Raw genomic sequence first — 24,349 nt, 5'->3', positions numbered from 1 at the left:
CACCGGGTCAGCCGCCGGCGCCGGCCGTCCGGGCCAGCGCGACGTAGCCGACCTTGCGGGTGTGCAGCCGCGTCCGGTCCGCCCGGAACAGGTCGACCGCGTACTCGAGCGGCACACCCGTCCCCGTGCGTGCCACGCGGACCACCCGCACCACGGGCGCGCCGGCCGGGATGCCCAGGTGGCCGGCCTGCTCGTCGTCCGCCTGCACCACGTCGATCGTCTCCTCGGAGACGTCCGGTCCGAGCCCGTAGTGCTCGTGCAGCACGCGGTACAGCGACGTCGACAGGTCGTGCTGCAGCAGCCCGGGCGCCAGGTGCGCGGGCACGACGGACGTCTCCAGCGACCACGGCACGCCGTCCGCGCTGCGGGTGCGGACCACGCGCACGACGTGGGCGCCCGTGCGGACGCCGCCCCCGTCGTCGTCCAACCGGAGCGCCCGCACCTCGGTCGGCGTCGCCGTCGCCAGCCGTGCGGACAGCACCGCCGTGCCGCACGTCATGCCCTGCCGCCGCAGGATGTCCGGCACGGACTCGGCCGTGTCCACCTGCCGCTCGATCTTGCCGTCGGAGGCGAAGACCCCGCCCTCGCGACCGATCTTGCGCCGCACGCGGCCCTCGCGCTCGAGGACCTCCAGCGCTCCCCGCAACGCCGAACGCGGGACGCCGAGCCGCTCGGCCAGCCGGCGCTCGTCGCCGATGCGCTCGGTCGGCCGGTACCCGCCGTCCGCGACGAGGCGCCGCAGCCGCACGACGACGGACGCCACCGCCGGCGACGGCTCCCGCTCAGCCGGGTCGGCCACGGTGACCTCCGCACGCCGGGGCCGCGAGCGCCGCCCGCGCGCCCGTCAGGCCCGCAGGGCCGTGAGGGTGTCGTCGAGGGCGCCGACGAGCCAGTCGATGTCCGCCTCCGCGAACGTGAGGGCGGGACGCAGCTTGAGCACGTTACCGCCGGGACCCGCGACAGAGGTCAGGACGCCGCGCTCGCGCAGCTCGTCGACGACCCGCAGCGCCAGCGCCCGGTCCGGCGTCCGCGTGGCGCGGTCGGTCACCAGCTCCAGCCCGACGAACAGCCCGGCGCCGCGCACGTCGCCCACCGCCTCGTGCCGCGCACCCAGCCCCCGCAGCTCCTCGAGGAGCCGGCCGCCGAGCTTCAGCGCGCGCCCCTGCAGGTCCTCCGCGCGCAGGGTGTCGAGCACCGCCTGCGCCGCCGCGATGGAGACCGGGTTGCCGCCGAAGGTGTTGAAGTACGGGAACCGCTCGGCGAAGGCAGCCAGCACGTCCGGCCGCGCGGCCATGCCGGCCACGGGGATGCCGTTGCCCATGGGCTTGCCCGTCGTCACGACGTCTGCGTCCGGCGTGTGCCGCGCGAAGCCCCAGAACGCCTCGCCCGTCCGCGCGAACCCGGGCTGCACCTCGTCGGCGACGAACAGCCCGCCCGCCGCGTGCACGGCGTCCACGGCTCCCTGCAGCGCCCCCGCCGGACCGGGCTGCACGCCGTCGGAGGAGAAGATGCTGTCGACGAGCAGCGCGGCGACGCCCAGCCCCGCCGCGTCCAGGTCCGCGGCCGCCGCCACGACGTCCGCGACGAAGCGCGCGGCGGCGCCCTCGCCCTCCCGGTACGGGTCCGGCGCGGCGACGAGCCGCACGAAGTCGCCGATCACCACGCCGGACCCCAGCGCCGGCGACACCTGCGCGGTCAGGTCCGTGGCCCCGTGGTACGCCTCCGTCGTCACGATGACGCCCTGGTGCCCGGTCGCGGCGCGCGCCACCCGGATCGCCAGGTCGTTCGACTCCGAGCCCGTGCACTGGAACATGACGTGCCCGACCCGCTGCCCCTCCGACGGCGTCGGCATCGTCACCAGCAGGTCCTCCGCGTACCGCAGGATCGCCTCGTGCAGGTAGCGCGTGTGCGTGTTGAGCACCTGCATCTGCCGGTGGACCGCCTCCACGACGGCCGGGTGGCAGTGCCCCAGCGAGACCACGTTGTTGTAGACGTCCAGGTAGCGGCGGCCGTCGGCGTCCCACACGTGCGACCCCTCACCCCGCACCAGGTGCACGGGGTGGGAGTAGAAGAGGCGGTACGCGGGGCCGAGCAGCTCCGCGCGGCGGCGGGTCATCGCGAGGGTGCGCTCGTCGGCCGCGGTGCCCGGCGCGTCGGGGCGGAACGCGTTGGTGTCCATGATGCTCGACAGCTGTGCCACGGGAGGTCCTCTGTACGGGGGGGGTGCGCGCGGTGCGCGGGATGCGCGGTGCGCCTTCTGCCTGAGGGAGCCGCCCGGCCCCTCCCCGCCGGGTGCCCCCGGCGTCGGCACCATCCTGGGCGCGCACGCCCCGCTCGTCGGGCGCCCGCCGTGACATCGACGTAACGGACGCCACCACGGGTGTGAACGGTTCGTTGCCGCGCCCGGCCCCGGTAAAACCTGCGTTGCGGCGGCCCCGCGGGGCTGGACGGCGAGCCGCGCGCCCCGCCAGGGTGCGTCCCGAGCCGCCCGCTCCCCTCCCGCAGGACCGTCCCGCCCACCGGCGGGCGCCAGGACTGCCGAGGAGCACCATGACCGCCACCGCCGCCGAGCCGGCCCCGCCCGTCGGGGCGCCGTCGCTCGCCGCCTTCGACGCGCTGACCAAGGGCGCGCCCGCCCCCTACTGGCTGCACCGCGGCGTCTGCGCCGCCTGGGGCCTGCAGTGCGAGCGCGTCGACGTCACGCTCATCACCGTCTCGGAGAACGCGACGTTCCGCCTCGACCTGGACGGCCGGCCCGTCGGCGTCGTCCGCGTCTCGCAGCCCGGGTACGTCGGCGGGCCGGAGGCCATCGCGTCGGAGTTCGCCTGGCTCGGGTCGCTGCACGACCTCGACGACGTCGACCTCATCGCCCCCGTGCCCACGCAGCGCGGCCCCTTCCACGCCGTCGTGCGCGACGACCGCGGGCACGGCTGGACGGTCGTGTCGACGCGGTTCGTCGAGGGGACGGTGCTCGAGGACCTGGCCGACCCGACGCCGTACTACCGGACCATCGGCCGGTGGAGCGCCCTGTTCCACCAGCACTCGCGCACGTGGCAGCCGCCCTACGGGTTCACGCGCTTCACGTGGGACCTGCCCGACATGGTCGGGCCGACCGCCCGCTGGGGCCGGTGGGAGGACGCCGTCGTCGACCCGGGCCAGCACGCCCTCCTGGCCGGCGCGCAGTCCCGCGCCCTGTCGCTGCTGGCCGACCTCGAGCGCACGCCGGCGACGTGGGGCCTCATCCACGCCGACCTGCGGCCCTCCAACATCATGGCCGGGACCGACCACCTCACCGTCATCGACTTCGACGACTGCGGCTGGTCGTACTACCTGTACGACTTCGCGGCGTCGCTGTCCTTCGTCGACGCCGAGCCGTACGCGCCGGCCATGGCGCAGGCCTGGGTGGCCGGCTACCGCGAGGTCGCCCCGCTCACCGCGGCCGACCTGCGGCACGCGGGGGCGCTGGCCATGCTGCGCCGCCTGCAGATGCTCGGCTGGACCACGACGCACCGCATCGACGCGCTCCCGCCGGCCCTCCAGGACCAGCTCACCGGCGCGCTGCTCTGCGCCGAGCGCTTCCTCGCCAGCCCCACGTGGCTGCTCGACGCCTGACGCGCATCCCCTCCTCTACCCCCCGCTCGCACCCGCTCCCCTTCCCCCTCGGAGGACCCCTCATGTCCGCAGTCCTGGACCGCCCGGCGGGCGGCAGCTCGTCGGGCGACTCGCCCGCCGGTGACGACTACTTCGCGCAGCGCTCGCTGCGGAAGGGTGCCGCCGGCTGGCTGCTGCTCGCCGGCCTCGGCATCTCCTTCGTCATCTCCGGCGACTTCTCCGGGTGGAACCTCGGGCTGGCCGTCGGCGGGTGGGGCGGCATGCTCGTCGCCTTCGTCCTCATGGGCGTCATGTACACGTGCCTGTGCCTGGGGCTGGCGGAGATGTCGTCGTCGCTGCCGACGGCGGGCGCGGGCTACGGCTTCGCCCGACGAGCGCTCGGCCGGCTGGGCGGGTACGTCACCGGCGTCGCGATCCTCGTCGAGTACGTGCTGGCGCCCGCGGCCATCGCCGTGTTCATCGGCGGCTACGTCGAGTCGCTCGGGCTGTTCGGGCTCACGTCGAGCTGGCCCGTGTACCTCGCGTGCTTCGCGCTGTTCATCGGGATCCACCTCGTCGGCGTCGGGGAGGCGCTGAAGGCGATGTTCGCCATCACGGCGGTCGCGCTGCTGGCACTGCTGGTGTTCGGCGCGGGCGCGATCGGCGCCTTCGACCCGGACAACCTCTTCGACATCGTGCCCGACGAGGCCGCGGCCGGGTCCTCCGCCTTCCTCCCCTTCGGCTGGGCCGGTGCGCTCGGGGCGCTGGTGTTCGGCATCTGGTTCTTCCTCGCCATCGAGGGCGTGCCGCTGGCCGCGGAGGAGGCGAACGACCCGGCCAAGGACATGCCGCGGGCGATCCTCGGCGCCATGGGCGTGCTGACGTTCACGGGCCTGCTCGTGCTCGTGCTGGTCCCGGGCATCGGCGGCGCCGAGGCGATGGGCTCGTCGGGCTCGCCCCTGCCGGACGCGCTGAACGCCGCGGGGTCGCCCGCCCTGGCGACGGTGCTCAACTACGTCGGGCTCGCCGGGCTCGTCGCCTCGTTCTTCTCCATCGTCTACGCGTACTCGCGGCAGCTGTTCGCGCTGTCGCGGGCCGGGTACCTGCCGCGGTGGATGTCGCGGACGAGCAGCCGCAAGACCCCGGTCTGGGCCCTGCTGGTGCCCGGCGCCATCGGCTTCGTGCTCGCCGCGGTCATCGACAACGGCGACCAGCTCATCAACATCGCCGTCTTCGGCGCGGCCGTGTCCTACGTGCTGCTGAACCTCTCCCACATCGTGCTGCGGATCCGCGAGCCCGAGCTGCCGCGGGCCTACCGGGCACCCGGCGGGGTGGTCACCACCGGCATCGGCCTCGTGCTCTCGCTGGTCGCGGTCGCCGCGACGTTCGTCGTCGACCCGCTGGCCGCCGGGATCACCGCGGGGGTGATGGTGGCGTTCGTCGCCTTCTACCTCCTGTGGTCGCGGCACCACCTCGTCGCCAACGCCCCGGAGGAGGAGTTCGCGATGCTCGCGGGCGCGGAGGCGGAGCTGCGCTGACCCGCAGCTCGTCGTCGGGCAGCACCGGGTGGCGCCCTGGTGCGGAGTGCGCGGCAGGCCCCGGCGTGCCCTGAGCGGCACGCCGGGGCCGAGCGCGGCCGGCACCCCGCTCCGCACCGGGCCGCCACGCACCGGCCGCGGGTGACCGGAGGGCGGCCGCCGCCGAGCCGGTGACCTCGCACGCGCATGTATCAGGGCGGCGCCGCGGCTGCTCCTCCCCGTCAGCACCGGACGGACCGGTGCTGGTGACGACGGAGGACACCATGCCCGGAGACGACCTGCCCGTGACCGGTGCCGTGAGCAAGGCACTGCTCGACGCGCTGGACCAGATGCACGACGCGGTCACCGCGTCGCTCGTCAACCCCGACGGCTCGCCGTCGACCACCGCGGTCTACATGCAGCTGCCCATCGGCCAGCCCGTGGACCCGAAGATGTACGCCAACCCGTGGACCCCGGCGGGCGGCAGCGCCTACGCCGCCGTCAGCAGCACCGGCGTCTTCGCGCCGCCGCCGGTGACGACCGCGCCGACCGGCCCGGAGACCGCGCCGACCCCCGCCGCCCAGGCCGCGGCCGCCGGCCCGGACCCGAGGCTCCAGCTCGCCATCTCCAGCGCGTTCAACACCGCCCGCCGGGTCGACGACATGCTCATGGTCACCGACAACGGCGTCGCGGTCGCGTGGCCGCAGCGCACGGTGAGCATCGAGTACTTCGCGGCGCTCAAGGGCATGCAGGCCGAGCCCATCCCCGAGCCGGCGCAGGACGTCAAGGACCGGATCGCCGCCGCGCAGGCGACGCTCTACCTCCAGGACGCCAACGGCAACCTCACGGGCTACACGCCGCTGTACACGCAGTACCGGCGCAACCTCAAGACCCTCGCCGACGCCCGCGCCGCCTTCGCCAACGCCTACTCGCGGGCGATGAGCGACCCCGTGTCCGGCCAGTCGTGGCCCGTGACCAGCGCCTCGCTGCAGGACGCCGTCGACCAGGCCTACAACGACCTCAAGGCGATGGGCGGCCAGAAGATCGAGGACGCGCTGGCGACGCTGCAGTCCATCGGCGGCAACGCGGCGGCCTCGCTCATCGCCAAGGCCAACCAGCTCTACGACGCCTACAGCGTCGGGCTCGGCGGGTCGGTCGCGGTCAAGGTGCCGTGGTCGTACATCGACCCGGTCTCCTGGTGGGACCACACCAACCGCGACTTCGGTGTGCAGCGCGTCGTGACGTCCTCCTCGCACTACGAGGCGTCGTCCGGCCACGGCTCGCACCGCTTCTCGTCGAGCTTCTACCGCAACCGGTCGTCCTCGACGTCGGGCAGCGCCGGGTTCTCGATGTTCGGCTTCGGCGCGAGCGCCAACGCCGGCTACCGGTCCGACTCGCACACGGACGGCTCGTCGGGCGAGGAGAGCTCCTGGAACCACTTCGAGGACAAGAGCTCCACCGCGACGCTCGAGTACGAGTGGTTCGTCGCCAGCATCGAGCGGCCGTGGCTGCTCGGCGACCTCTTCCACATGGACGGCTGGTACCTGACCGGCCAGAAGAAGGGCGCGATCTCCGACGGCACCATCGCGGGCCAGATCGGTGACGTGCCCAAGCTCCTGCCGATGATCCCCAAGGCGTTCGTCGTCGTGCGGAACGTGAAGATCACCTGCGACGACTTCGGCAGCGTGGCGGACGCGTGGGAGCAGGCGTCGTCGTCGAGCAGCGGGTCCACGAGCTCGTCGAGCACGTCCGTCGGCGGGTCGGTGGGCTGGCTCGGGCTCGGCGGCAGCGTCCAGCACCAGAGCTCCGCGTCCGACGGGGCGTTCTCCTCCGGCGCGGACAGCTCCGGCGGCTGGCGGTTCACGCGCAGCGGCTCCGGCGGCACGCTCGAGCTGCTGGGCTCGCAGATCGCGGGGTGGATCGGCCAGATCCAGCCCGAGGCGCCGCGCAAGGACGACCCGAACCTCGCGTCCGACGAGGACGTCCCGGCCGACCCGGTCCCGGCACCCGTGCCGGAGCCGGCCCCGGTGCCGTGAGCGACGAGCTCGTCGCCCTGGGGCAGCAGGTCACCGACGCGATCCTGGCCGCGTACGACCCGGACGGGCACGAGGGCGTCGCCCTGGCGATGCACCCCGGGCAGGCCGTGGCCGACGACCTGGTGCAGGGCGGGCAGGTGAACCCCCTGCGCCTGTCGGAGTGGGTGGCCGACCAGTACGACTACCCCCTCCTGCTGCGCACGGACGACGCGACGAGCGTGCCGGGCACGACGATCGGGTCACGGGCGGCGAAGGGCATGTACGTCACCGCGGCGCGGTACGGCACACCGGCCGTGCCCGCGAACAGCCCGGCGTACAGCCGCATCGCGGACCTCATCGGGTCGGCGCGCATCGCGCTCGGCGGCAACCCGGCGGCGCTGCCCTTCGGAGTGGAGCCCACGGACTTCGCCGTCGCGACGGAGGCGCCGTGGCGCACCTTCGAGACGGCGCTGACCGTCACCGAGAGCACCACGACGACGACCCCCGCCCCGCCCCGGCCCGTCGACCCGGTGCTGTGGAAGATGCGCCGGGTGGACGAGGCGCTGCTGGAGCGGCTGCCGGCGGCCGAGGCCGTCGCGGTGGCCCGGCGCGAGGACGAGCGGGTCCTCGTCGAGCTGCCGCCGCCGGAGCAGGCGGTGCGGACCGTCGACCTCGCGGACGTGCTCGTGCAGCCCGTCGCCGAGCGGGTGCAGCGGACCGGGGGCCTGCGGCTGGAGCAGCTCGGGCGTTTCCGGGCGCTCGCGCCGGAGGTGGCGTCCGTCGTCCCGAAGCGCGTCGCCGTGGCCGACGCCGTCCCGGCCGGGGTGCGCCTGCACGCGCTGGCCGGGCCGGCCCTGGCCCGCTCCGCCGTGACGGCGGCCGCCGTGGGGCGGCTGCGGCTGCACGACGAGGTCGTCGTCGCGGAGCCCGGCCCCGAGCCGGACGAGCGGCCGGTGCGGGGGGTGCTCCTCGACCGGATCCGCCTGCGGGACCGGCTCGCGCACGTCGAGCTCGCCGACGTGCGCGAGCAGCCGACGGTCACGCAGACCACCACGACGGGCACCGAGCTGCGGGTGCGGTTCTCGTTCTGCTCGGTGGTCGTCACGCGGATCGGTCCCACCGGGACCCGCTGGTGGAACGAGGAGCTCCTGGCCGACGAGGACTGGTACGTGCCGGGCCTGCGACGCGGCTCGATGGTCCCCGACGTGCCGGGCGACGAGCAGGGCATGTACCTGCCGCGGCAGCTCGTGCTCGTCAAGGACGTCGAGATCACCGGGACCTGGACGGCGGAGGCGCAGGCGGCCTTCGACCGGGCGGCCGCGTACGTCGGTCCGTTCCTCGTCCAGCCGCCGGCGGCGGTCACCACCGACGGGTCGACGACGCTGACGGTGCAGCTGGTCGGCGAGGGCATCCAGGTCGTCGGGGAGCTGTGCACCCCGCTGCCGGTCCTGCCGCCGAAGGACGACCCGTCGCTCGCGCCGGCGGTGCCCTGACGCCCGACGAGGGACGGCTGCGGCGACGGGTAGCGCCGCCCCTGCGCTGGTGGGAGGCTCAGCCGACCCCCGGGTGCAGGTGCGCAGGTGCAGCGCCCGGGCCGCAGCCGTCCCGACCGACCGGAGGAACGACAGTGAGCTACGACAACAGCGGGTCCACGCCCCCGCCGCCGCCGCGCGGCTCCGGCCAGGAGCCGTGGGAGGTCCAGCCCGGCGCCGAGAGCCGTGGCGCGGGCGAGACGTACGGCCAGCCGTCGGCGGCGCCCTACGGCCAGTCACCGGCGTCGGGCGGCTACAACAGCACGGGCGGCTACGGCAGCTCCGCGGGGTCGTCGCCCGCCATGGGGCCTGCCGGCGGCTACGGCCAGCCGCAGCCCCCGCGCAGCAACGGCATGGCCATCGCTGCCCTGGTCCTCGGCATCCTGGCGATCCTCGGCTGCCTCATCCCGCTCGTGAACATCCTGTCGATCGTCCTGGGCATCGTCGCCGTCATCCTCGGCGTCGTCGCGGTCCGCCGCAGCAAGCTCGTCGGCGGCCGCGGGCTCGGGATCACCGGCATCGTCCTGGGCGCCCTGGCGATCGTCGTGTCGGCGGTCGTGCTCGCGGCCACCATCGCGGCGTTCGGCAGCCTCGACCAGGAGCAGCTCGACCAGATCGTCGACCAGTTCGAGTCGCCGCCGGCCGAGGGCGCGGGCTTGCTCGACGGCGGTCGCGTCTCGCTCTGACAGCCGTCCGGCCGGCTTCGCGCCGCGTCGGGCGGGACACCACGGGCCAGGTCCTCGAGGCACCAGTCGTGCCGGAGGTCCTGGCCCGTCGTCGTCAGGCACCAGGGACGGCCGAGCGACGAGCAGCGGCAGCCCTCCGGCGCCGGAAGGGCAGCGTCGCGAGCTGGACGAGCGGCCCGAGGACGCACAAGGAGCCGAAGGCGAACACGGCTCCGGCTCCGACGGCCGCGGGCCACCGCAGGACCGCTTGGGTCCTCCACCCCGACGAGTGCGCCTCCACACCGAGTGCCACCGGCGACCTCCTTGCCTCGGCGACGACGACGTCCAGCTCGTCACCGATCCTGAGATGCGCACCGGGTGCTCGTAGCGCCATGCGCCGGTCGCCGGCGACGACGCGGACCTCGTCGTCGCGCACCCGGTACGTCACGTCGACGACCGTCGCCGGCACCGCCTCCCCTTCGGCGACGACGGCCATGTCGGTGACCATCTCCTCATCGCACAGCAGGCCCCCCGCGACACCGATGACGACCGCGACGGCCAGCATGACGCGGAAGGTCCGACGCCCGACCCCCTCGTCAGCACGAGGCGGTACGGGCGCGGTGGTCGGGGCAGGTGCGACGTCGATCGACATGGCCCGGAGTGTGGACCGTGGCCTCTCGACGCCGCCGGACGGCCTGTGGACGACGGCGACGCCGGCGATTCGGAGATGGTCGGCGACGACGGGGCTCGCGCACGGCATGCTGGCGCCCATGGCATCGAGGTGGTCCATCGCGTCGGAGGACTCCGTCCTGTGCATCGGCTCCCGCGGGTCGGTGCTGTCGATCGGGTCGGTGGGGTCGATCGCGTCGGTCGGGTCCGTGGGGTCGTCGCTGTCGCTGTTCGGACTGGGATCGACGCTGAGCGTCGGCGCGGTGATGTCGGCGCTCGGGGCGGGGACGGTCATGTCGTCGCGGCGCGTCGGCGCGGTGATGGGTCGGTCGCGCCCCGGCGGACGCGCGGGGTGGGTTCTGCTGCAGTCGGCGCTGGTCGGTGCGCTCGCCGTGGCCGCCGCAGCGCCGGCGTGGCGGCGGGACCGATGAGCCTGGTGGCGGACGGGGTCTCGTCGCCCGACGAGCGTGCCGCCCGCACGGCGGACCTGCTGGCCGCGTGGGAGCCGACGGACCCGGACCAGCGGGCCGAGCGCGACGCCTTCGTCGCCTTCACCCGCGAGCGCGGGGCAGCGGCCCTGAACCGCGACGGCGGGCCGGAGCACCTGACGGCGAGCACCTTCGTCCTCACCCGCGACCACCGACGGGTGCTGCTCGCCCTGCACCGCAAGGCCGGGCTGTGGCTGCAGCTCGGCGGCCACGTGGAGCCGGGCGACGCGAACCTGCCCGCGGCCGCGCTGCGCGAGGCCCGCGAGGAGGGCGGCATCGCGGACCTGGAGCTGCGGGCGGACGCGCCGGTCGACCTGCACCGGCACCCGCTCGGCGGCGCGTTCGGCCGGTGCCGCGCGCACTGGGACACGGGCTGGGTCGCGTTCGCCGACGAGGTGCCGCCGCTGACCAGCGCGGAGAGCCACGAGGTCGCGTGGTGGCCGGTCGACGCGCTGCCGACGCCGGTCCCGCACGACCTGCACGTCCGGCTGGGGCACGCGCTCACCGCGGCCCGGCTGCGGACCTGACCGCACGATTTCGGCGCATGAGGCAGGCCGGACCCCTGGCCGTCCCCGGCGAGGACCGGCGTCCCTGGTGACCGGGACGTCGGGACCCGGACGGTAGGGCGGGCCGGGGACGTCGCCCCGGCCCGACCTCGGGAGGCCGCATGACCACCACCCCGCCCTCGTCCGCCACGCAGGCGCCGGCTCCGGCGGCTCCGCAGGTGCTGCACCTCGACAGGGCGCAGGACGACGCCGACCCCGTCGTCGGCCTCCGCCGACGCCTCACCACGGCGCTGGCCCTGGCCGCCCCGCCCCTGCTCGTCCTGGGGAACGCCCTCATGCCCGCGCTGCCGCGGGACCCGGCGCAAGCGGTCGCCGCTGTGCCGGCGGTGGCGGACCGCTACCTCGCGGCGGCCCTGATGTACGCGCTCGCCTCGTTGCTGCACGTGCCCTTCGTCCTCGCGCTCTGGCGGGTCGGGACCCGCCGCGGCGCGTGGCTGAGGTTCGGCGGGGGTGCGGTGCTCGTGCTGGCGATGGTGCTCAACGCGCTCTCCCTGGTCCTGTGGGGCTACCTGCTGTGGGGCTCGGCGCGCGCCGGCCTGCCGGACGAGCTGCAAGTCCGGCTCGGGGCCGCCCTCGACGGCTCGGCTGCCACGCTGCCGGTGTCGTTCCTCGCCGTCCCGCTGGCCGTGCTCGGCATGCTCGCCCTCGCTGCGGGGCTGCTCCGCTCGCGCGTGGTGCCGCACTGGGCGGTGGGCCTGTGGGTCGTCGGGGTGCTGGCGTCCGCGTCCGTCGGCGCGGGGCCGCTGGCGCTCGTCGGGCTCGTCGGGGCGGCCGGGGGGGCCGTCCTGGTCCTGTCGACCCGCCGTTGACCCGTGCCGTCGAGGAGCACCACGCTGGGTCGATGACCGCGGGGGCCACGGCCGACGGCACGGCGACGGTCCCGGCTGCCCCCGCACGGCCGGCGCAGCAGACGCCGGCCGACCGGGCGGCACGGCCCTCCGGCCGACCGCCACGGGTGTGGCCGGCGCCCGTCGCCATGGCGGCCGTCGTCGGCGCGGCCGTCGTGACGGCGACCGTCGTCGCCCCCGAGCCCCGGCCCGTCCCGGAGGTCCTGCTCGACGGGCACCTCCTCGGTGACGCCACCATGGCCGTGGCCTGCACGGTCGTCGCGGCGCTGCTGCTGACCCGCATGCCTCGGCACCCCGTGGGGCTCGTCTTCGCCGGCATCGCGGCGTCCGACGGGCTGTCCGTGGTCGCGTCCGCCGTCACGGCCGGCACCGGCGGAGGGCTGCAGGTGGCGGCCGCGTGGGTCGCCGGCTGGGCGTGGGTCCCCGGGCTCGTCCTCGCGGCGGCCGTGCTGCCCCTGGTCGTGCCCGACGGCGCGGGGACGCGGTGCCGACGCACCCTGCTCGTCGGCGCGCTCGCCTGCGGGGCGGTGCTCACGCTCGCCGTGGCGACGACGGGCACGGTGGCCCTCGGCCCCGGCACCCAGGTGCCCAGTCCCGTGGCCGTCCCCGGGGCGGACGTGCTCGTGCTCGTCGCCGAGGCCCTCACGGCGGCGGCGGCGGTGCTCGCGGTCGTCGTGCTGCTGCGCCGCTTCCACCGGGCGGGACCGACGCTGCGCCGACAGGTGGCACCCCTCCTCGTCGCCGGGGCGGTCGCCCTCGGCACCGTCCTCGCGGCCCCGTCGCTCGGTCGTGCGGGGACGGTCGCCCAGGACGCGGCGCTGCTGCTCGTGCCGGCCGCCGCGGCGGTGAGCGTGCTGCGGTACCGGCTGTACGACGTCGAGGTCGTCGTGCACCGGACGGTCGTCGGGCTGGTGCTGTCCGGCGGGGTGGTGGTGGCGTACGTCGTCGTCGTCCAGGTCGTGGCCGAGCTGCTCGGGCTCAGGGGCGGGGTCGCGTCGGTGGCGGCCACGGCGCTCGTGGCCGTCGGGTTCGCACCGGCCCGCGTCGCCGTGCAGCGCATCGTGTCCCGGCTGCTGGGCGGTGCCGCGGGCGACCCCTACACGGCACTGCACCGCACGACGCAGCTGCTGGCCGGCGGCGCCGACCCGCGGGGCGCGCTCGCCGTCGCCGTCGAGGACCTGGCACGCGGCCTGCGCAGCCCCGGCGTCCGCGTGGTGCGCGGCGACGAGGTGCTCGTGGGGAGCGCCGAGGGCGCAGCCGGGCTGGTCGCGGACCTGCGCAGCGGCGAGGACGTCGTCGGCCGGCTCGAGGTGGTCGCGCGGCCCACCGGCGAGGGGTACTCCCGGACCGAGCGGCGGCTCGTCCTCGACCTCGCGGCACCGCTGGCCGCCGCGGTCTCCGCCGTCGCCCTCGCGGGGGACCTGGCCGCGGCCCGCGACCGCCTGGCCCGCGCGCGGGAGGAGGAGCGCCGCGCGGTGCAGACCCGGCTGCACGACGACGTCGGTCCCGCGATGGCCGCGCTGCTCGTGCAGTCCGAGGTGGCACGACGACGGCTGGACCGCGGCGACCTCGATGGCGCCCGGTCCGTGCTCGACGAGCTGCGACGCACCGCCGCCGGGGCCGCCGCCGACGTGCGGGGCGTCAGCGACCACCTCGGGCCCGACGCGCTCGACCAGGTCGGCCTCGTCGACGCCGTGCGCGCGCTGGGGCGGCGGCTGTCGGACGACGACCTGCGGGTGACCGTCGAGGTCGCCGACGACCTGCCGGCGCCGCTGCCGGCCGCCGTCGAGGACGCCGCCCACCGCATCGTCGCCGAGGCGCTGACGAACGTGCGCCGGCACGCGAGGGCCACCGGCGCCGTCGTCCGGCTGGCCCCGGGCGGTGACGCCCCCGGTGCCCGGCGTGCGCCGTCCCTCGTGGTCGAGGTCCGTGACGACGGCATCGGGGCCGGTGCCGCCCGGCGCCGTGGTGGCGCCGGCGTCCCGTCGATGCGGGCGCGGGCGGAGGAGCTCGGGGGAACGGTCGACATCGCGTCCGCGCCCGGCGGCGGGACACGGCTGCGGGCGGAGCTGCCGGTTCGCCGCGTGCACACCCTCGTGCGGGTGGCGCCCGACGACCGGGAGGTGCCGTGGGCCTGACCGCCGTCCTCGCCGACGACCACCCCGTGTACCGGCGCGGGCTGGCCATGCTGCTCGCCGAGGAGGGTGTCGAGGTGCTGGCGCAGGCCGCCACGGCGGCGGAGTGCCTCGCGGCGGTCGACGCCGCACCTCCCGATGTCGTGGTGCTGGACCTGCACCTGCCGGACCGCTCGGGCGTCGAGGTCGCGCGGACGCTCGCCACGTCCCACCCGACCGTCGGCGTCCTCGTCCTGAGCATGGACGCCTCGGACGCCAGCACGCTCGCCGCCCTGCGCGCCGGTGCGCGGGGGTACCTGCTGAAGGAGTCCGCGGCGGACGGCATCGCGCGAGCGGTTGGTGCCGTCGCCCGCGGGGAGCTGCACCTCGACGCCCTCCTCGCCGGTCGTGTCGCGGGGCTGCTCGCGTCCGCCGGCGCCTCGGCGTCCTCCCCGCAGGGGCTGGCGGACATGTCGCCTCGCGAGCTCGAGGTGCTCGCGCTGGTCGCGGAAGGTCTCGGCAACGTCGAGATCGGCCGCAAGCTGTTCCTGGCAGAGAAGACCGTGCGCAACCACGTCACGGCCCTGCTCGCCAAGACGGGTGCGCCCGGTCGACCCGCGCTCGTCGCCCTGGCCCGTGACGCCGGGCTGGGCGGGTCGCCCCGCCGGGATGCGGCCCAGCGCGCACGGTCGTGAGCCCTCCGGACGGAGGCGCGGGCACGCAGCGGCCGGCCGTGCTGGAGGATGGCCGCATGAGCGGACCCGTGGTCACCATCACCTACTGCACGCGCTGCCGGTGGCTGCTGCGGGCGCAGTGGTACCAGGGCGAGCTGCTGTCGACGTTCGAGCAGGTGCTCGGCGGTGTGACCCTCGTGCCGTCGACGGTCGACGGCGGGGTGTTCCGCATCGACGTCGACGGCACGGCGCTGTGGAACCGCAAGCGCGACGGCGGGTTCCCCGAGATCACGGACCTCAAGCGCCGGCTGCGGGATCTCGTCGCGCCGGACATGGCGGTGGGTCACGCCGACCGCGCGGCGGAGCCTTCCTGAGCCTTCTGGCACGGGCGCGATGAGTCCCGGCGGCCGGTGCCCTGACCGATCGTGTGCCCGCCGCCAGGGAGGACGCCAGTCCACCGCTGCTGCCCACCACACCGCCCTGCCGCCCGTCGTCGACGCGGACACCTGGTCGGCCGCGCTCGCCGACCTGCGCCGCCGCGAGAAGGCGGCCACCCGCGAGCTCGACGCCATCGCCGCGCAGCGCCGCCGGCTGCCCATGGTCCGCCTGCCCGAGTACACGCTCACCGGCGAGGACGGGCCGGTCCGGCTGGTCGACGTCTTCGAGGGCCGGCACCAGCTCATCACCTACCACCACATGTGGTCGCCCGGCGCGGAGTGGCAGTGCAGCGGCTGCACCGGATTCACGTCGCAGTACACGCGACTGGACTTCCTCGAGCCGGTGGACGCGCGCTTCGTCGTCGTGACGCAGGGGCGGCTCGACGAGGCGCTGGCCTACCGCGAGAAGGTCGGCAACCGGATGACCTGGTACTCGACCGCGGACAGCCCCTTTGGCGCCGACATGGGCGCCGGTCCCGACGAGGGGTACGCCGTCAACGTCTTCCTGCGCGACGGCGACACCGTCTACCGCACCTGGCACACCGACGGCCGCGGCACCGAGCAGCTCAGCCACACGTTCCCGCTCGTCGACCTGCTGCCCTGGGGCCGGCAGGAGGACTGGCAGGACTCGCCGGAGGGCTGGCCGCGGCTCGGCGGTGCAGGCGCGGGGTGGCAGGGCTCGCGGGACGTCGCGCGGCTGTACGGCCCGCGGGACTGAGTGCGAGCGCGCCGTCGCAGGTCAGGTCTCGGTGGCGCGGAGGGCGAGGCGGCAGTTCGCGACGACCTCGTCGTCGACCTTCAGCGTGCTGGCGAGCCGCCAACCACCCGCCGGTGCACCCGCTCGGTCGAGGGAGACGATGGCGCCGCCGGGAGCGAACGGGCTCCCCTCCCACGTGAACTCCGCCGGATCGCCGCCCAGCGTCGTCTCGCCGACGAGCGCACCGGCTGCGTCGCGCACCGTGGTGTGGACACCGACAAGCCGGCCGTCGAACGCGTCGTCGGGCCAGGACCACCGCACGGTCGTCGGCGCGAGCGGGGACGTCCGGCGGACCCACCACCGCCACTGGGTCAGCGAGGTCGCGGCGTCGGTGGTCGCTGCGGTGCCGACGACGGCGCCACCCGCGGAGCTGCACGCGAGCGCCGTGGCGTCGCTGGTGCGGACCGTCGTCGACCACGGCACCGTGAACCCGGCTCCCAGTACGACGACGACGAGGGCCGCCACGGTGACCCGGCGGGCGGCGACCGGCGCGAACGGGCCTCGATTGCGCACCACCGACCCACCCCGGACGACGAGCGTCCGCGCGAGGCTGTCGGCGAAGGTCCGCCGCTCGGGGTTCACCGCCGCGCGCACGTATCCGAGCAGCAGGAACCCGTCGAGCAGGTGCGCCAGCTGCCGCAGCAGCACCCGCACGACACCCACCGGCCGATGGGTCGTGTCGTCGACGACGGCCACGTCGAGCAACCTCTTGCCCGGCGTCTGCCCGGTAAGGCCCTGGAGGACTAGCAGCACCGCGAGCGCCACCCACGGCCCGGGCGCCGTCGGCCCGGCCGGCAGCACGAACGGCGGCAGCACCACCGACGTCGGCAGGGGCGCCTGCACGCCGTCACCGGCCACCCACCACGTCACCCCGGCGAGGAGCACGGCGTCGAGTACCCGCGCGGCCAGCCGCCGTCGGCGCGAGTCCAGGCCCGCGATGGCGGGACGGCGCTCGTCGCCCGCGTCGTCGGGGCCGTCAGCGATCACGCGCTGATCGTGGCAGAGCGCCGCGCATCGCGGCGGGCCCTGCCCGGTGCGGGCCGCGACCGTCCCCGACGATCGCGGCCCGCGGCACCATCACGGTGCGAAGCGGATGCCGGCCTCGGCCGCGGTGGCCGCGGTCGCGACCAGGCCTGTGCTGACAAGCAGGACCAGCAGGGCACGCAGACGGTTCTTCATGATGACTCTCCTCCTTCGGGGTGACCGGGACCGGGATCGGCCCGGTGCGGACCGGCGCACGCAGGCGCCGGTCCCGTTTCAGGGGGCCGCACGCCGCAGCGCGACGGCAGTCGGTGCGGCGGCGACGGCCACGGCGCCCAGGCCGAGCGCCTCGACGAGCAGCGTCTGCCCCGACAGCCCGAAGACGGCGACGCTGCCCAGCGTCGCGAGGACCCACTGCCACGGCCGCGCCCAGCGCGCGCGGGTGGCACCCGCCAGCAGCAGCGGCCAGCCGACGTGCACCCCGACGAAGAACAGCAGCACGGTCGCACCGGCGAGCGGGTCGGCCGTCTCGGACCGGGCGAGCCCGTCGAGCAGCTCCGGCGCCGGCGTCCCCGCGGGCGGCAGCATGCTGACCATCAGCGAGTTCACGACCGCGAAGCCGCCGGCGCCGACCGCCCCGAGCACGAGGAGCACCGCCCCGGCCAAGGTGAGCCCGCTCCCCCGGCCGCGCCCGACGACCCGCAGCAGCCGCAGCGCGCCGGGCACGGTGACGACCGTCCCGACGAGCAGCAGCGCCGCCCACGCCTGCCACGCGCCGGCAGCGTCGCCGATGGCGGCGGCGATCTGCCCGGCGTCGTCGCCGGGGACGTCGGGGTGGACGGCGCCGGCCACCGCGAGCACCACGGGCCCGAGGAGCAGTGCCAGGGCGGCGGCCCGTGGTGCGCGGACGTCGGCGAGCCGGGGCGTGGGCCCCCGGAGGCCGAGGTCGAGGTGACGTGTCTCGTCGGCCTCGAGGGGACGGCTGGTCAACGGGGTGTCGGTCATGGCGGGTGCCTTCGGGTCGTCGCCGGTGAGGAGCGGACGTCGGCGACGCTAGGAGCGCGCCGGCCGCTGGCACCGCCCCCGTCCTGCGGAGACGTCTCGTCCTTTCGGCGGAGGAGGGCCGGCAGGGCGCGCCGCTACCGTGGGCCGATGGCCGGGCCTCGCGCGGGGCGCACGGCGTCGGTGCTCGCCGACGCCGGGCCGGTGCTCGTGCTCGGTGCGGCGCTCGTCGTCGAGACACTGAGCGAGCGGCCGCTGCGGCCGCTCGAGGCCGTGCTCGCCGCCACCGCCGTCCTGGCCCTCGCGCTGCGCCGGTCGCACCCCGTCGCGGTCGTCGCGGTCGTCGGCACGGCGGTCGTCGCGCTGCTGGCATCGGGGCCGCCACTGCTCGCGACGAACCTCGCGCTGCTCGTGGCGGCCGGCTCGGGCGTCGTGCACGCCCGCCGGCGCAGCGCGGTGACGGCCGTCGTCGGGCTCGCCGTGGTCGCGTGGACCGGCGGCTTCCTGCTCGACGACACGCCCGACCTGGGCAGCGACGCCGTCTCGAGCGCGTGGATCGCGGTCCCGCTCCTCGTCGGGGGCGTCATGCGCCGGCAGGCGTCGCGGACGCGAGCGGCCGAGGAGGAGAGCCGCGCTGCCGCCGCCGTGCTGCGCGCCGAGCGGGAGCGCATCGCGCGCGAGCTCCACGACGTGGTCGGGCACACCCTGGCCGTCGTCGTCCTGCACTCCCGGGCGGGGTCGGCGGCGCTGCGGCAGGGCGACGAGACCGCGGCCGCGGAGGCCCTGGCCGTCGTCGAGACCATGGGCCGCGACGCGCTGGCGGACGTGCGACGCCTCGTGGCCCTCGAGCAGACTCCCGCCGACGAGACCGCCGCGCCCGGCCTGTCCCAGCTGGACGCCCTCGTCGCGCGCGTGCGGCGTGCCGGGCTGCCGGTCGTGGTCGGCGTCGCCGGCGACCTGACCCGCCTGCCGCCCGGCGTCGACGCGGCGGCGTACCGGCTGGTGCAGGAGGCGCTGACGAACGTGGTGAAGCACGCCGGGCCGGATGCGCACGTGCGCGTGGCGGTCAGCGTCGGCGGGGGGGCGGTCGAGCTCGAGGTGGAGGACGACGGCGCAGGTCCGCCGGCGTCTGAGGCGGGAGCGATGGGTGCCGCGGCGGGCGGGCACGGCCTCGTCGGGATGGCCGAGCGCGTCGGCCTGTACGGCGGCCGGTTCGAGAGCGGGCCGCGAGCGCCGCACGGCTTCCGGGTGCGCGCCGAGCTGCCGCTGGCCCCCGCATGAGCGCCCTTTCGGTCGGAGCCCGCGCGGACCGTGCGGGTGCTGCTCGCCGACGACCAGCGGCTCGTGCGCGCCGGCCTGCGGCTGCTGCTGGACCTGGAGCCGGGGCTGGAGGTCGTCGGCGAGGCGGCCGACGGGGTCGAGGCGGTGGCGGCGGCGCAGTCCGTCCCGCCGCCCGACGTGGTGCTCATGGACGTGCGCATGCCGCGCCTGGACGGCATCGAGGCGACCGCGCGCATCCGGCGGCTGCCGCACGCGCCGCAGGTCCTGGTGCTCACGACCTTCGACGCCGACGAGCTCGTCTACCGCGCCCTGCAAGCCGGCGCGTGCGGCTTCCTGCTCAAGGACGCCCCGCAGGAGCACCTCGTCCTGGCCGTCCGCGCGGCCGCGGCGGGGGTGCCGACGGTGGCGCCGACGGTCGTCGCGCGGATGGTCGAGCGCTTCGCCGGCCCCGCCCCTGCAACCGGTCGGTGGCCGGCGCTCGACCGGCTGACCGCGCGCGAGCGGGACGTGCTGCGCGCGATGGCCACGGGCGCCTCCAACGCGGACATCGCGCGGGCGCTGCACCTGGGCGAGAGCACCGTGAAGAGCCACGTCGCGCACGTGCTCACCAAGCTCGACCTCACGAGCCGGTCGCAGGCGGTGGTGGTGGCGTACGAGTCGGGGCTCGTCGCGCGAGGCGCATAGCGGCACGCGCACCTGGAGTGACGCGGCGGCCCCCATGCGGTTGACCACGCCAGCCTGGTCTGGTTGGTTCGACGGGTGGTGACCGTGAACGTGCAGGAGGCCAAGACGCGCCTCTCCGAGCTCCTCAGCCGGGTGGAACGCGGGGAGGAGGTGGTGGTCGCACGCGCCGGCACCCCCATCGCACGCCTCGTGCCGGTGGACCTGTCGTGGCGCCGGCCGTTCGGGACGATGCGGTTCGAGGTGCCGGCGTCGTTCGACGAGCCCCTGCCCGAGGGCGAGCTCGCGGCATGGGAGTGACCTTCCTGCTGGACACGCACGTCGTCCTGTGGCTGCGCGGCGACCCCACCCGCGTCCATCCGGAGCTGCGTGACGTGCTCGGGGACCCGCGCAACCGCCTGCTGGTCTCGGCGGCGAGCGCGATGGAGGTGGCGACGAAGACCCGGCTCGGGAAGCTGGAGATCGGGCGCTCCCTGATGCCCACGTGGACGGCGTGGCTCCGCGAGACCGCGGCCGAGGAGCTGGCGATCTCGGGCGAGCACGCCCTGCTCGCCGGCTCGATGCCGTGGGAGCACCGTGACCCCTTCGACCGGCTCCTCGTCGCGCAGGCCCTCGTCGAAGGGGTGCCGCTCGTCTCGTCGGACGCGGCCATCCGTGCCGTCCCGGGCCTGCGGACCGTCGACCCGACGACGGGCCGGTAAGGCACCAGCCGCTGCTCGGTGACGGAGCACCGCATGGTCGGTCCTGCGAGCGCGCTGGCCACCGTCCTCAGCGGATCGGCGCGATCTCGATCGAGGTGGCCTCGAGTGTCGTCGAGGACGGCCGTCATGATCGGGGCTCGTGCGGCGGACCGGCGCAGCGGGTGCCGCCAGGAGAGGAGGCGGCACTCTGGCTCGGTCAGGCGTCGGTCGGGCGCCGGCCCTGAGGTAGGCGGTGAGGGAGGTGCTCAGCGAGGCGAGCCGGTCCGCGCGGGCCTGCACCTCGTCGCGCAGCTGGGCGATGCGCTCGAGGATCGGCGGGCAGCCCGACTCCGTGCGGCCGCCGAGCGTGCAGGGCAGCATGTCCTTCATCAGCGGTCGGCATCCCGATCTCCAGCAGGGAGCGGATGCCCTCAGCAGTCGCGACGGCGCTCTCGGGGTAGTCCCGGTACCCGTTCGCCGGCACGGACCCGATGCACGCGACGCAGCCGTCGCCCCTCGTGCGCGCGGAGACGAGGGCGACGGCCGCCGTCATCGGCCGGGAGGCCGGGCCGGCGGCAGTGGCGGTCCTGGCCGCCGCCACGTCGCCATCGGTGCACCCCGGACTCTTCTGGGGCCCCGCCGGCTTGCGCTCGGAGCCGGACGTCCTCGGGTGCCCTTCGCCGCGATCGCGACCGACGAGCACGCGGCCGCGGGTCTCTGGGAGGCGTCCGCCCGGCTCATCGGGGTCGACTACCAGTCCTGAGCGGCGTCAGCGCATCTGGGCGATCTGGACGAGGTTGCCGCACGTGTCGTCGAGCACCGCGGTGACGACCGGCCCCATCTCCACCGGCGGCTGAGTGAAGCGCACGCCCAGTGCCTCGAGCCGGGCGTGCTCGGCGACGACGTCGTCGACGGCGAAGCTCGTGATGGGGATGCCGTCGGCGACGAGGGCCGCCGTGTACGCCTTGGCGGCCGGGTGGTCGTCGGGCTCGAGGACGAGCTCGACACCGTCCGACGCTTCGGGCGAGACGACGGTCAGCCAGCGGTGCTGCCCCAGCGGCACGTCGTTCTTCGGCAGGAAGCCCAGCACGTCGGTGTAGAACGCCAGCGCCTTCGCCTGGTCATCGACATGGATGCTCGTCAGGTGGATCTTCACGGTGCTCCTCAGGGTGTGCGTCGTCGGGCTGCAGGAGGTCCGCCCACGGCGCGAGCGCCTGCCGCAGCGGGGTGAGGTCGAGGTGGTGCACGAGCGTGCGGCCCACCTTGTGGCGGTCGACAAGACCGGCCTCGGCCAGGACGTCGAGGTGCTGAGACACGGCCTGCCGGGTCGGCGTCAGGCCGTGGTGCTGCGCGAGCCGCGTGCACAGCTCGAACAGCGTCTGACCGTCACGCACGCGCAGCTCGGTAAGGAGCGCGCGCCGCGTCGGGTCCGCGAACGCCCGGAGCGGATCGGGCACTCACCCACCATAGGCAAGCAGGCGATTGCCTGTCGAGGGCCTCCGACGGCCAGTGATGTCGATGGGCGCCAGCTCACCACCGAGGCCGGCGGGACGGGGTGGACGATCGTCTCGACGGGCAGACCCTCCGGCGGGCCGGACGCCAGCTCGTGCTGCAGGCCGTCACCGTGGCGGAAGAGTGGTCCGTCATCTACGTCCTGGGCCCGACGCCCGAGCGTCCGAGCCGCCCCGGATCGTTCCAGTGCGACGAGATGCCGGACCCTCTTCGTCAGGCCGGACGTCGGCTCCGCAGCGCGTCGCGGAAGGCGAGCACGCGGTCCGGCACCTCGGGCTCCCAGTCCTCGGGGTCGTCGTCGACGTGCTGCCGTCCGCAGTCGTGCCGGTAGTCGTCCTGGTCCTGGTACATCTCCTCCAGGGGACCGTCCGCGACCCGCTGCAGGAGCGGCGCGAGGTCGACGAGGTACCCCTCGCCATCGGGAACCGCCGTGAGGACCTGCCCGTCCGTCGCGGACCCGAGCATCGCTCCTACCGGCCCGGACAGGCCGTCCGAACGCAGCGTGAGCCGCACCGGCGCGGACGGCAGTGCCGCGACTGCAGCGACGGTGTCCTCGACGTGCCGGGCGTCCTGGAGGTCCTCGAGCGCGAAGAGGGTGTCCTGGACCGGTCCGCCGACCCGTGTCTCGGGGTGCATGGCGACGATCGTCCGGACGCGGCGCATCGTGCGGTCGAGCAGGTCGAGAGCGGGCAGGACGTCGGCGAGCCGGTCCTCGTGCGACAGCTCGCCGGCCGCGAGGGTGACGTAGGCGAAGGCGTCGAGGACGCGGTGCAGGGCGTCATGGGCGGTGGTCATGGTTCCTCCTGAAGCGGGTCGGTTCGGGGAGGGCCGCGTTTCACACCCCTCCCTCCTGTACTCAGGAACGCGTGCGTTCTGGCATCGCGGCTCCCACTGACGAAGCCGCGCCAGCACCGTTCCGCCGCGCGCTCCTTCTCCTGAGTCACCGATCTGGAGAAACGGCCGGCGCCGCACCCGCGCATCCGGGCGACCGGCGCTCGGGCGAGTGACGCGGACGCCGAATCGCACCCAGATGCACGAACGTGCGGCACCCCGTCGCGCTCGGACGTGTCGCCTGTGGCGCCCCCGCTGTCCGGTTCAGGTGACCGCACGGCACGCGGGACCGAGCCGCCGGCAGCGGCTGCTCAGCGCCCCGGATCGAGACGCAGCGCTCGCAGGCAGTCGGGCCACGGGAGTCGCTCCTGCTCGAGGCGCACGTGCCCCAGGACGGCCAGCTCGTCGCGGGCGGCAGCCTCGGCGGGTGTCAGCCGGGTCAGCTCCCCGGTAGCGGGGATCGGCTCGGGCACGCACAGGTCCCGGTGGGCGCGCAGCGTGGACAGGTCCATGAGGACGCTGTCGACGTGCGGCAGGTGCGCCCGCACCCGGTCGAGGATCGAGAAGCCGTGGCTGTCGAGGTCTCCCCAGTAGGTGACGGGCGCGTCCGCGAGCCACGGCACGTCGCGGAGCCGGTCGACGGCGTACCCCGAACCGTGCACGGCCACCACTCCGGGTGCGTCCGGCAGCGGCTGCAGGCAGGCCAGGTTCTCGACGAGGACCACCCGCCGCACCGGCAGCGCCAAGCGGGCGAGCCCGGCCAGGTCCGTCGCGAGGTCGTGCAGGCCGCCGGGGCGCAGGGTCGGGTCGAGGACGCGCACCCGTACCAGCGGAGCGGGCTCGACGAGGCCGAGGTCGGAGGACCCGGTGCGCGCCGCGACGAGCCCAGTGACGATCCCCCGGTGCGTCTCCACCCACTTCGTGTGCACGCCGGGGACGGGCACCTGTCGCACCAGCAGACCCGAGCGGGGGTGGTCGACGAACCAGTCGACCACGGCCACGAGCCGCGCCAGCTCCTCGTCGGGCAGCTCACCGAGCACGGGGGCGTGCCGACGCATCGCCTCGGCGAGCAGCGACGAGCGGCCCCAGCGCTGGACAAGCCCCTCGCACCGCGTCACCAGACGGTGCCACTCCTCGGTCGTCCCCGCCGCGGCCGCCACCGTGGCTGCGTCGCCGAACCGGACCCGGACCGGGACCTCCTGCCGCCCGAGGCCCGACCACGCCCGGACCTCCCAGCGGATCGTCACGTCGCCGGTCATACCCGGGTCCCGCCACGCGGCAACCCAGGCGACGGCAGCGCCGGGGTCCGCGAGCGCCGCCCGCTCCGTCGGCGGGTGCAGCGGCACGTCGAGCACGGCCTCCGACCGGCCGCCCACCCCGTCCCCGTCCGCGTCGCCGACCGCCGCCGGGACCGCCTGCGCCACCGCCCACCGCGCCCCGTGCCGGCGGAAGGCGGCCCGGGCGCGGTCCCGCACCTCGTCGGGAGTGACGGGAGGACGACGAGGAGC

At 75.6% G+C, this 24,349-nt stretch carries 25 protein-coding genes; 16 read left to right on the top strand and 9 right to left on the bottom strand.

All coding sequences use genetic code 11. The features are described from left to right. Window positions 1-7: 7 nt before the first annotated feature. Window positions 8-799 carry a GntR family transcriptional regulator gene (locus BM048_RS15795; protein ID WP_090034501.1) on the bottom strand — a complete coding sequence of 264 codons (792 nt, stop codon included), beginning with the start codon at window positions 797-799 and terminating at the stop codon, window positions 8-10. A 45-nt stretch (window positions 800-844) separates the two neighbouring features. Next, entirely contained in the window at window positions 845-2,200 is a 1,356-nt protein-coding gene (locus BM048_RS15790; protein WP_090034499.1) for an aspartate aminotransferase family protein, read from the bottom strand. Between the two features lie 350 nt (window positions 2,201-2,550). On the opposite strand from BM048_RS15790, the gene BM048_RS15785 reads away from it, so the two are divergent. From BM048_RS15785 to BM048_RS15765, 5 genes are all read left to right on the top strand, one after another. Beyond that, a complete protein-coding gene (locus tag BM048_RS15785) occupies window positions 2,551-3,612 on the top strand; it encodes a phosphotransferase enzyme family protein (protein ID WP_090034497.1) in 1,062 nt (353 codons plus the stop codon). A gap of 62 nt (window positions 3,613-3,674) precedes the next feature. Further along, the gene (gene eat / locus BM048_RS15780; protein ID WP_090034495.1) at window positions 3,675-5,129 is read left to right on the top strand and encodes an ethanolamine permease; all 1,455 of its coding nucleotides are present in this window, start codon (window positions 3,675-3,677) and stop codon (window positions 5,127-5,129) included. Between the two features lie 263 nt (window positions 5,130-5,392). Beyond that, complete coding sequence (locus BM048_RS15775) at window positions 5,393-7,144, top strand: hypothetical protein (protein WP_139224501.1); 1,752 nt, start codon at window positions 5,393-5,395, stop codon at window positions 7,142-7,144. Then, window positions 7,141-8,616: a hypothetical protein gene (locus BM048_RS15770; protein WP_090034491.1), complete on the top strand. Its 1,476-nt coding sequence runs from the start codon at window positions 7,141-7,143 to the stop codon at window positions 8,614-8,616. The genes BM048_RS15775 and BM048_RS15770 overlap by 4 nt, the downstream gene beginning before the upstream one ends. A gap of 134 nt (window positions 8,617-8,750) precedes the next feature. After that, entirely contained in the window at window positions 8,751-9,341 is a 591-nt protein-coding gene (locus tag BM048_RS15765) for a DUF4190 domain-containing protein (protein WP_090034489.1), read from the top strand. A gap of 94 nt (window positions 9,342-9,435) precedes the next feature. Here the strand turns inward: BM048_RS15765 and BM048_RS15760 are convergent, their stop codons facing one another. After that, on the bottom strand, window positions 9,436-9,972 hold the full coding sequence (locus tag BM048_RS15760) for a hypothetical protein (RefSeq protein WP_139224500.1): 537 nt from the start codon (window positions 9,970-9,972) through the stop codon (window positions 9,436-9,438). A 118-nt stretch (window positions 9,973-10,090) separates the two neighbouring features. On the opposite strand from BM048_RS15760, the gene BM048_RS15755 reads away from it, so the two are divergent. The 7 genes from BM048_RS15755 to BM048_RS15725 all read left to right on the top strand — a co-directional run bounded on the left by BM048_RS15755 (window position 10,091) and on the right by BM048_RS15725 (window position 15,834). Further along, window positions 10,091-10,420, top strand: a complete 330-nt coding sequence (locus BM048_RS15755) for a hypothetical protein (protein ID WP_203708961.1) — start codon at window positions 10,091-10,093, stop codon at window positions 10,418-10,420. Further along, a complete protein-coding gene (locus tag BM048_RS15750; RefSeq protein WP_090034555.1) occupies window positions 10,417-11,004 on the top strand; it encodes an NUDIX hydrolase in 588 nt (195 codons plus the stop codon). Before BM048_RS15755 ends, BM048_RS15750 begins: the two co-directional genes overlap by 4 nt. Window positions 11,005-11,144: 140 nt before the next feature. Further along, the gene (locus tag BM048_RS15745) at window positions 11,145-11,852 is read left to right on the top strand and encodes a hypothetical protein (protein WP_090034486.1); all 708 of its coding nucleotides are present in this window, start codon (window positions 11,145-11,147) and stop codon (window positions 11,850-11,852) included. 32 nt (window positions 11,853-11,884) lie between these two features. Continuing rightward, entirely contained in the window at window positions 11,885-14,029 is a 2,145-nt protein-coding gene (locus BM048_RS15740) for a sensor histidine kinase (protein WP_090034485.1), read from the top strand. Beyond that, entirely contained in the window at window positions 14,020-14,700 is a 681-nt protein-coding gene (locus tag BM048_RS15735; RefSeq protein WP_090034484.1) for a response regulator transcription factor, read from the top strand. Before BM048_RS15740 ends, BM048_RS15735 begins: the two co-directional genes overlap by 10 nt. 56 nt (window positions 14,701-14,756) lie before the next feature. Continuing rightward, entirely contained in the window at window positions 14,757-15,053 is a 297-nt protein-coding gene (locus BM048_RS15730; protein ID WP_090034483.1) for an Rdx family protein, read from the top strand. A gap of 19 nt (window positions 15,054-15,072) precedes the next feature. Further along, complete coding sequence (locus BM048_RS15725) at window positions 15,073-15,834, top strand: DUF899 domain-containing protein (RefSeq protein WP_090034482.1); 762 nt, start codon at window positions 15,073-15,075, stop codon at window positions 15,832-15,834. Window positions 15,835-15,855: 21 nt separating this feature from the next. On the opposite strand, the gene BM048_RS15720 is transcribed toward BM048_RS15725, so the two are convergent. Together BM048_RS15720 and BM048_RS15715 are read right to left on the bottom strand one after the other, a co-directional pair. After that, window positions 15,856-16,860, bottom strand: coding sequence for an RDD family protein (locus tag BM048_RS15720; protein ID WP_090034481.1), 1,005 nt, complete (start codon window positions 16,858-16,860; stop codon window positions 15,856-15,858). A 270-nt stretch (window positions 16,861-17,130) separates the two neighbouring features. Then, window positions 17,131-17,859 carry a hypothetical protein gene (locus BM048_RS15715; protein ID WP_090034480.1) on the bottom strand — a complete coding sequence of 243 codons (729 nt, stop codon included), beginning with the start codon at window positions 17,857-17,859 and terminating at the stop codon, window positions 17,131-17,133. 147 nt (window positions 17,860-18,006) lie between these two features. On the opposite strand from BM048_RS15715, the gene BM048_RS15710 reads away from it, so the two are divergent. From BM048_RS15710 to BM048_RS15695, 4 genes are all read left to right on the top strand, one after another. Further along, window positions 18,007-19,137, top strand: a complete 1,131-nt coding sequence (locus tag BM048_RS15710; RefSeq protein ID WP_090034479.1) for a sensor histidine kinase — start codon at window positions 18,007-18,009, stop codon at window positions 19,135-19,137. Window positions 19,138-19,173: 36 nt separating this feature from the next. Beyond that, the gene (locus BM048_RS15705; RefSeq protein ID WP_239078987.1) at window positions 19,174-19,821 is read left to right on the top strand and encodes a response regulator; all 648 of its coding nucleotides are present in this window, start codon (window positions 19,174-19,176) and stop codon (window positions 19,819-19,821) included. Window positions 19,822-19,896: 75 nt separating this feature from the next. Beyond that, complete coding sequence (locus BM048_RS15700; protein ID WP_090034477.1) at window positions 19,897-20,118, top strand: type II toxin-antitoxin system Phd/YefM family antitoxin; 222 nt, start codon at window positions 19,897-19,899, stop codon at window positions 20,116-20,118. After that, on the top strand, window positions 20,109-20,519 hold the full coding sequence (locus BM048_RS15695; RefSeq protein WP_090034476.1) for a type II toxin-antitoxin system VapC family toxin: 411 nt from the start codon (window positions 20,109-20,111) through the stop codon (window positions 20,517-20,519). The genes BM048_RS15700 and BM048_RS15695 overlap by 10 nt, the downstream gene beginning before the upstream one ends. 748 nt (window positions 20,520-21,267) lie before the next feature. Here the strand turns inward: BM048_RS15695 and BM048_RS15690 are convergent. The 4 genes from BM048_RS15690 to BM048_RS15675 form a co-directional block, all read right to left on the bottom strand. Next, entirely contained in the window at window positions 21,268-21,654 is a 387-nt protein-coding gene (locus BM048_RS15690; RefSeq protein ID WP_090034475.1) for a VOC family protein, read from the bottom strand. Further along, the gene (locus tag BM048_RS15685) at window positions 21,620-21,955 is read right to left on the bottom strand and encodes an ArsR/SmtB family transcription factor (RefSeq protein ID WP_090034474.1); all 336 of its coding nucleotides are present in this window, start codon (window positions 21,953-21,955) and stop codon (window positions 21,620-21,622) included. The genes BM048_RS15690 and BM048_RS15685 overlap by 35 nt, the downstream gene beginning before the upstream one ends. 268 nt (window positions 21,956-22,223) lie before the next feature. Next, the gene (locus BM048_RS15680; RefSeq protein ID WP_090034473.1) at window positions 22,224-22,805 is read right to left on the bottom strand and encodes a hypothetical protein; all 582 of its coding nucleotides are present in this window, start codon (window positions 22,803-22,805) and stop codon (window positions 22,224-22,226) included. 347 nt (window positions 22,806-23,152) lie between these two features. Continuing rightward, entirely contained in the window at window positions 23,153-24,316 is a 1,164-nt protein-coding gene (locus BM048_RS15675) for a Wadjet anti-phage system protein JetD domain-containing protein (RefSeq protein WP_090034472.1), read from the bottom strand. Between the last annotated feature and the right edge of the window lie 33 nt (window positions 24,317-24,349).

It is taken from the genome of Cellulomonas marina (assembly GCF_900111925.1).
Taxonomy (GTDB): domain Bacteria; phylum Actinomycetota; class Actinomycetes; order Actinomycetales; family Cellulomonadaceae; genus Cellulomonas; species Cellulomonas marina.
This window is presented reverse-complemented; position numbering and strand designations above follow the sequence as displayed.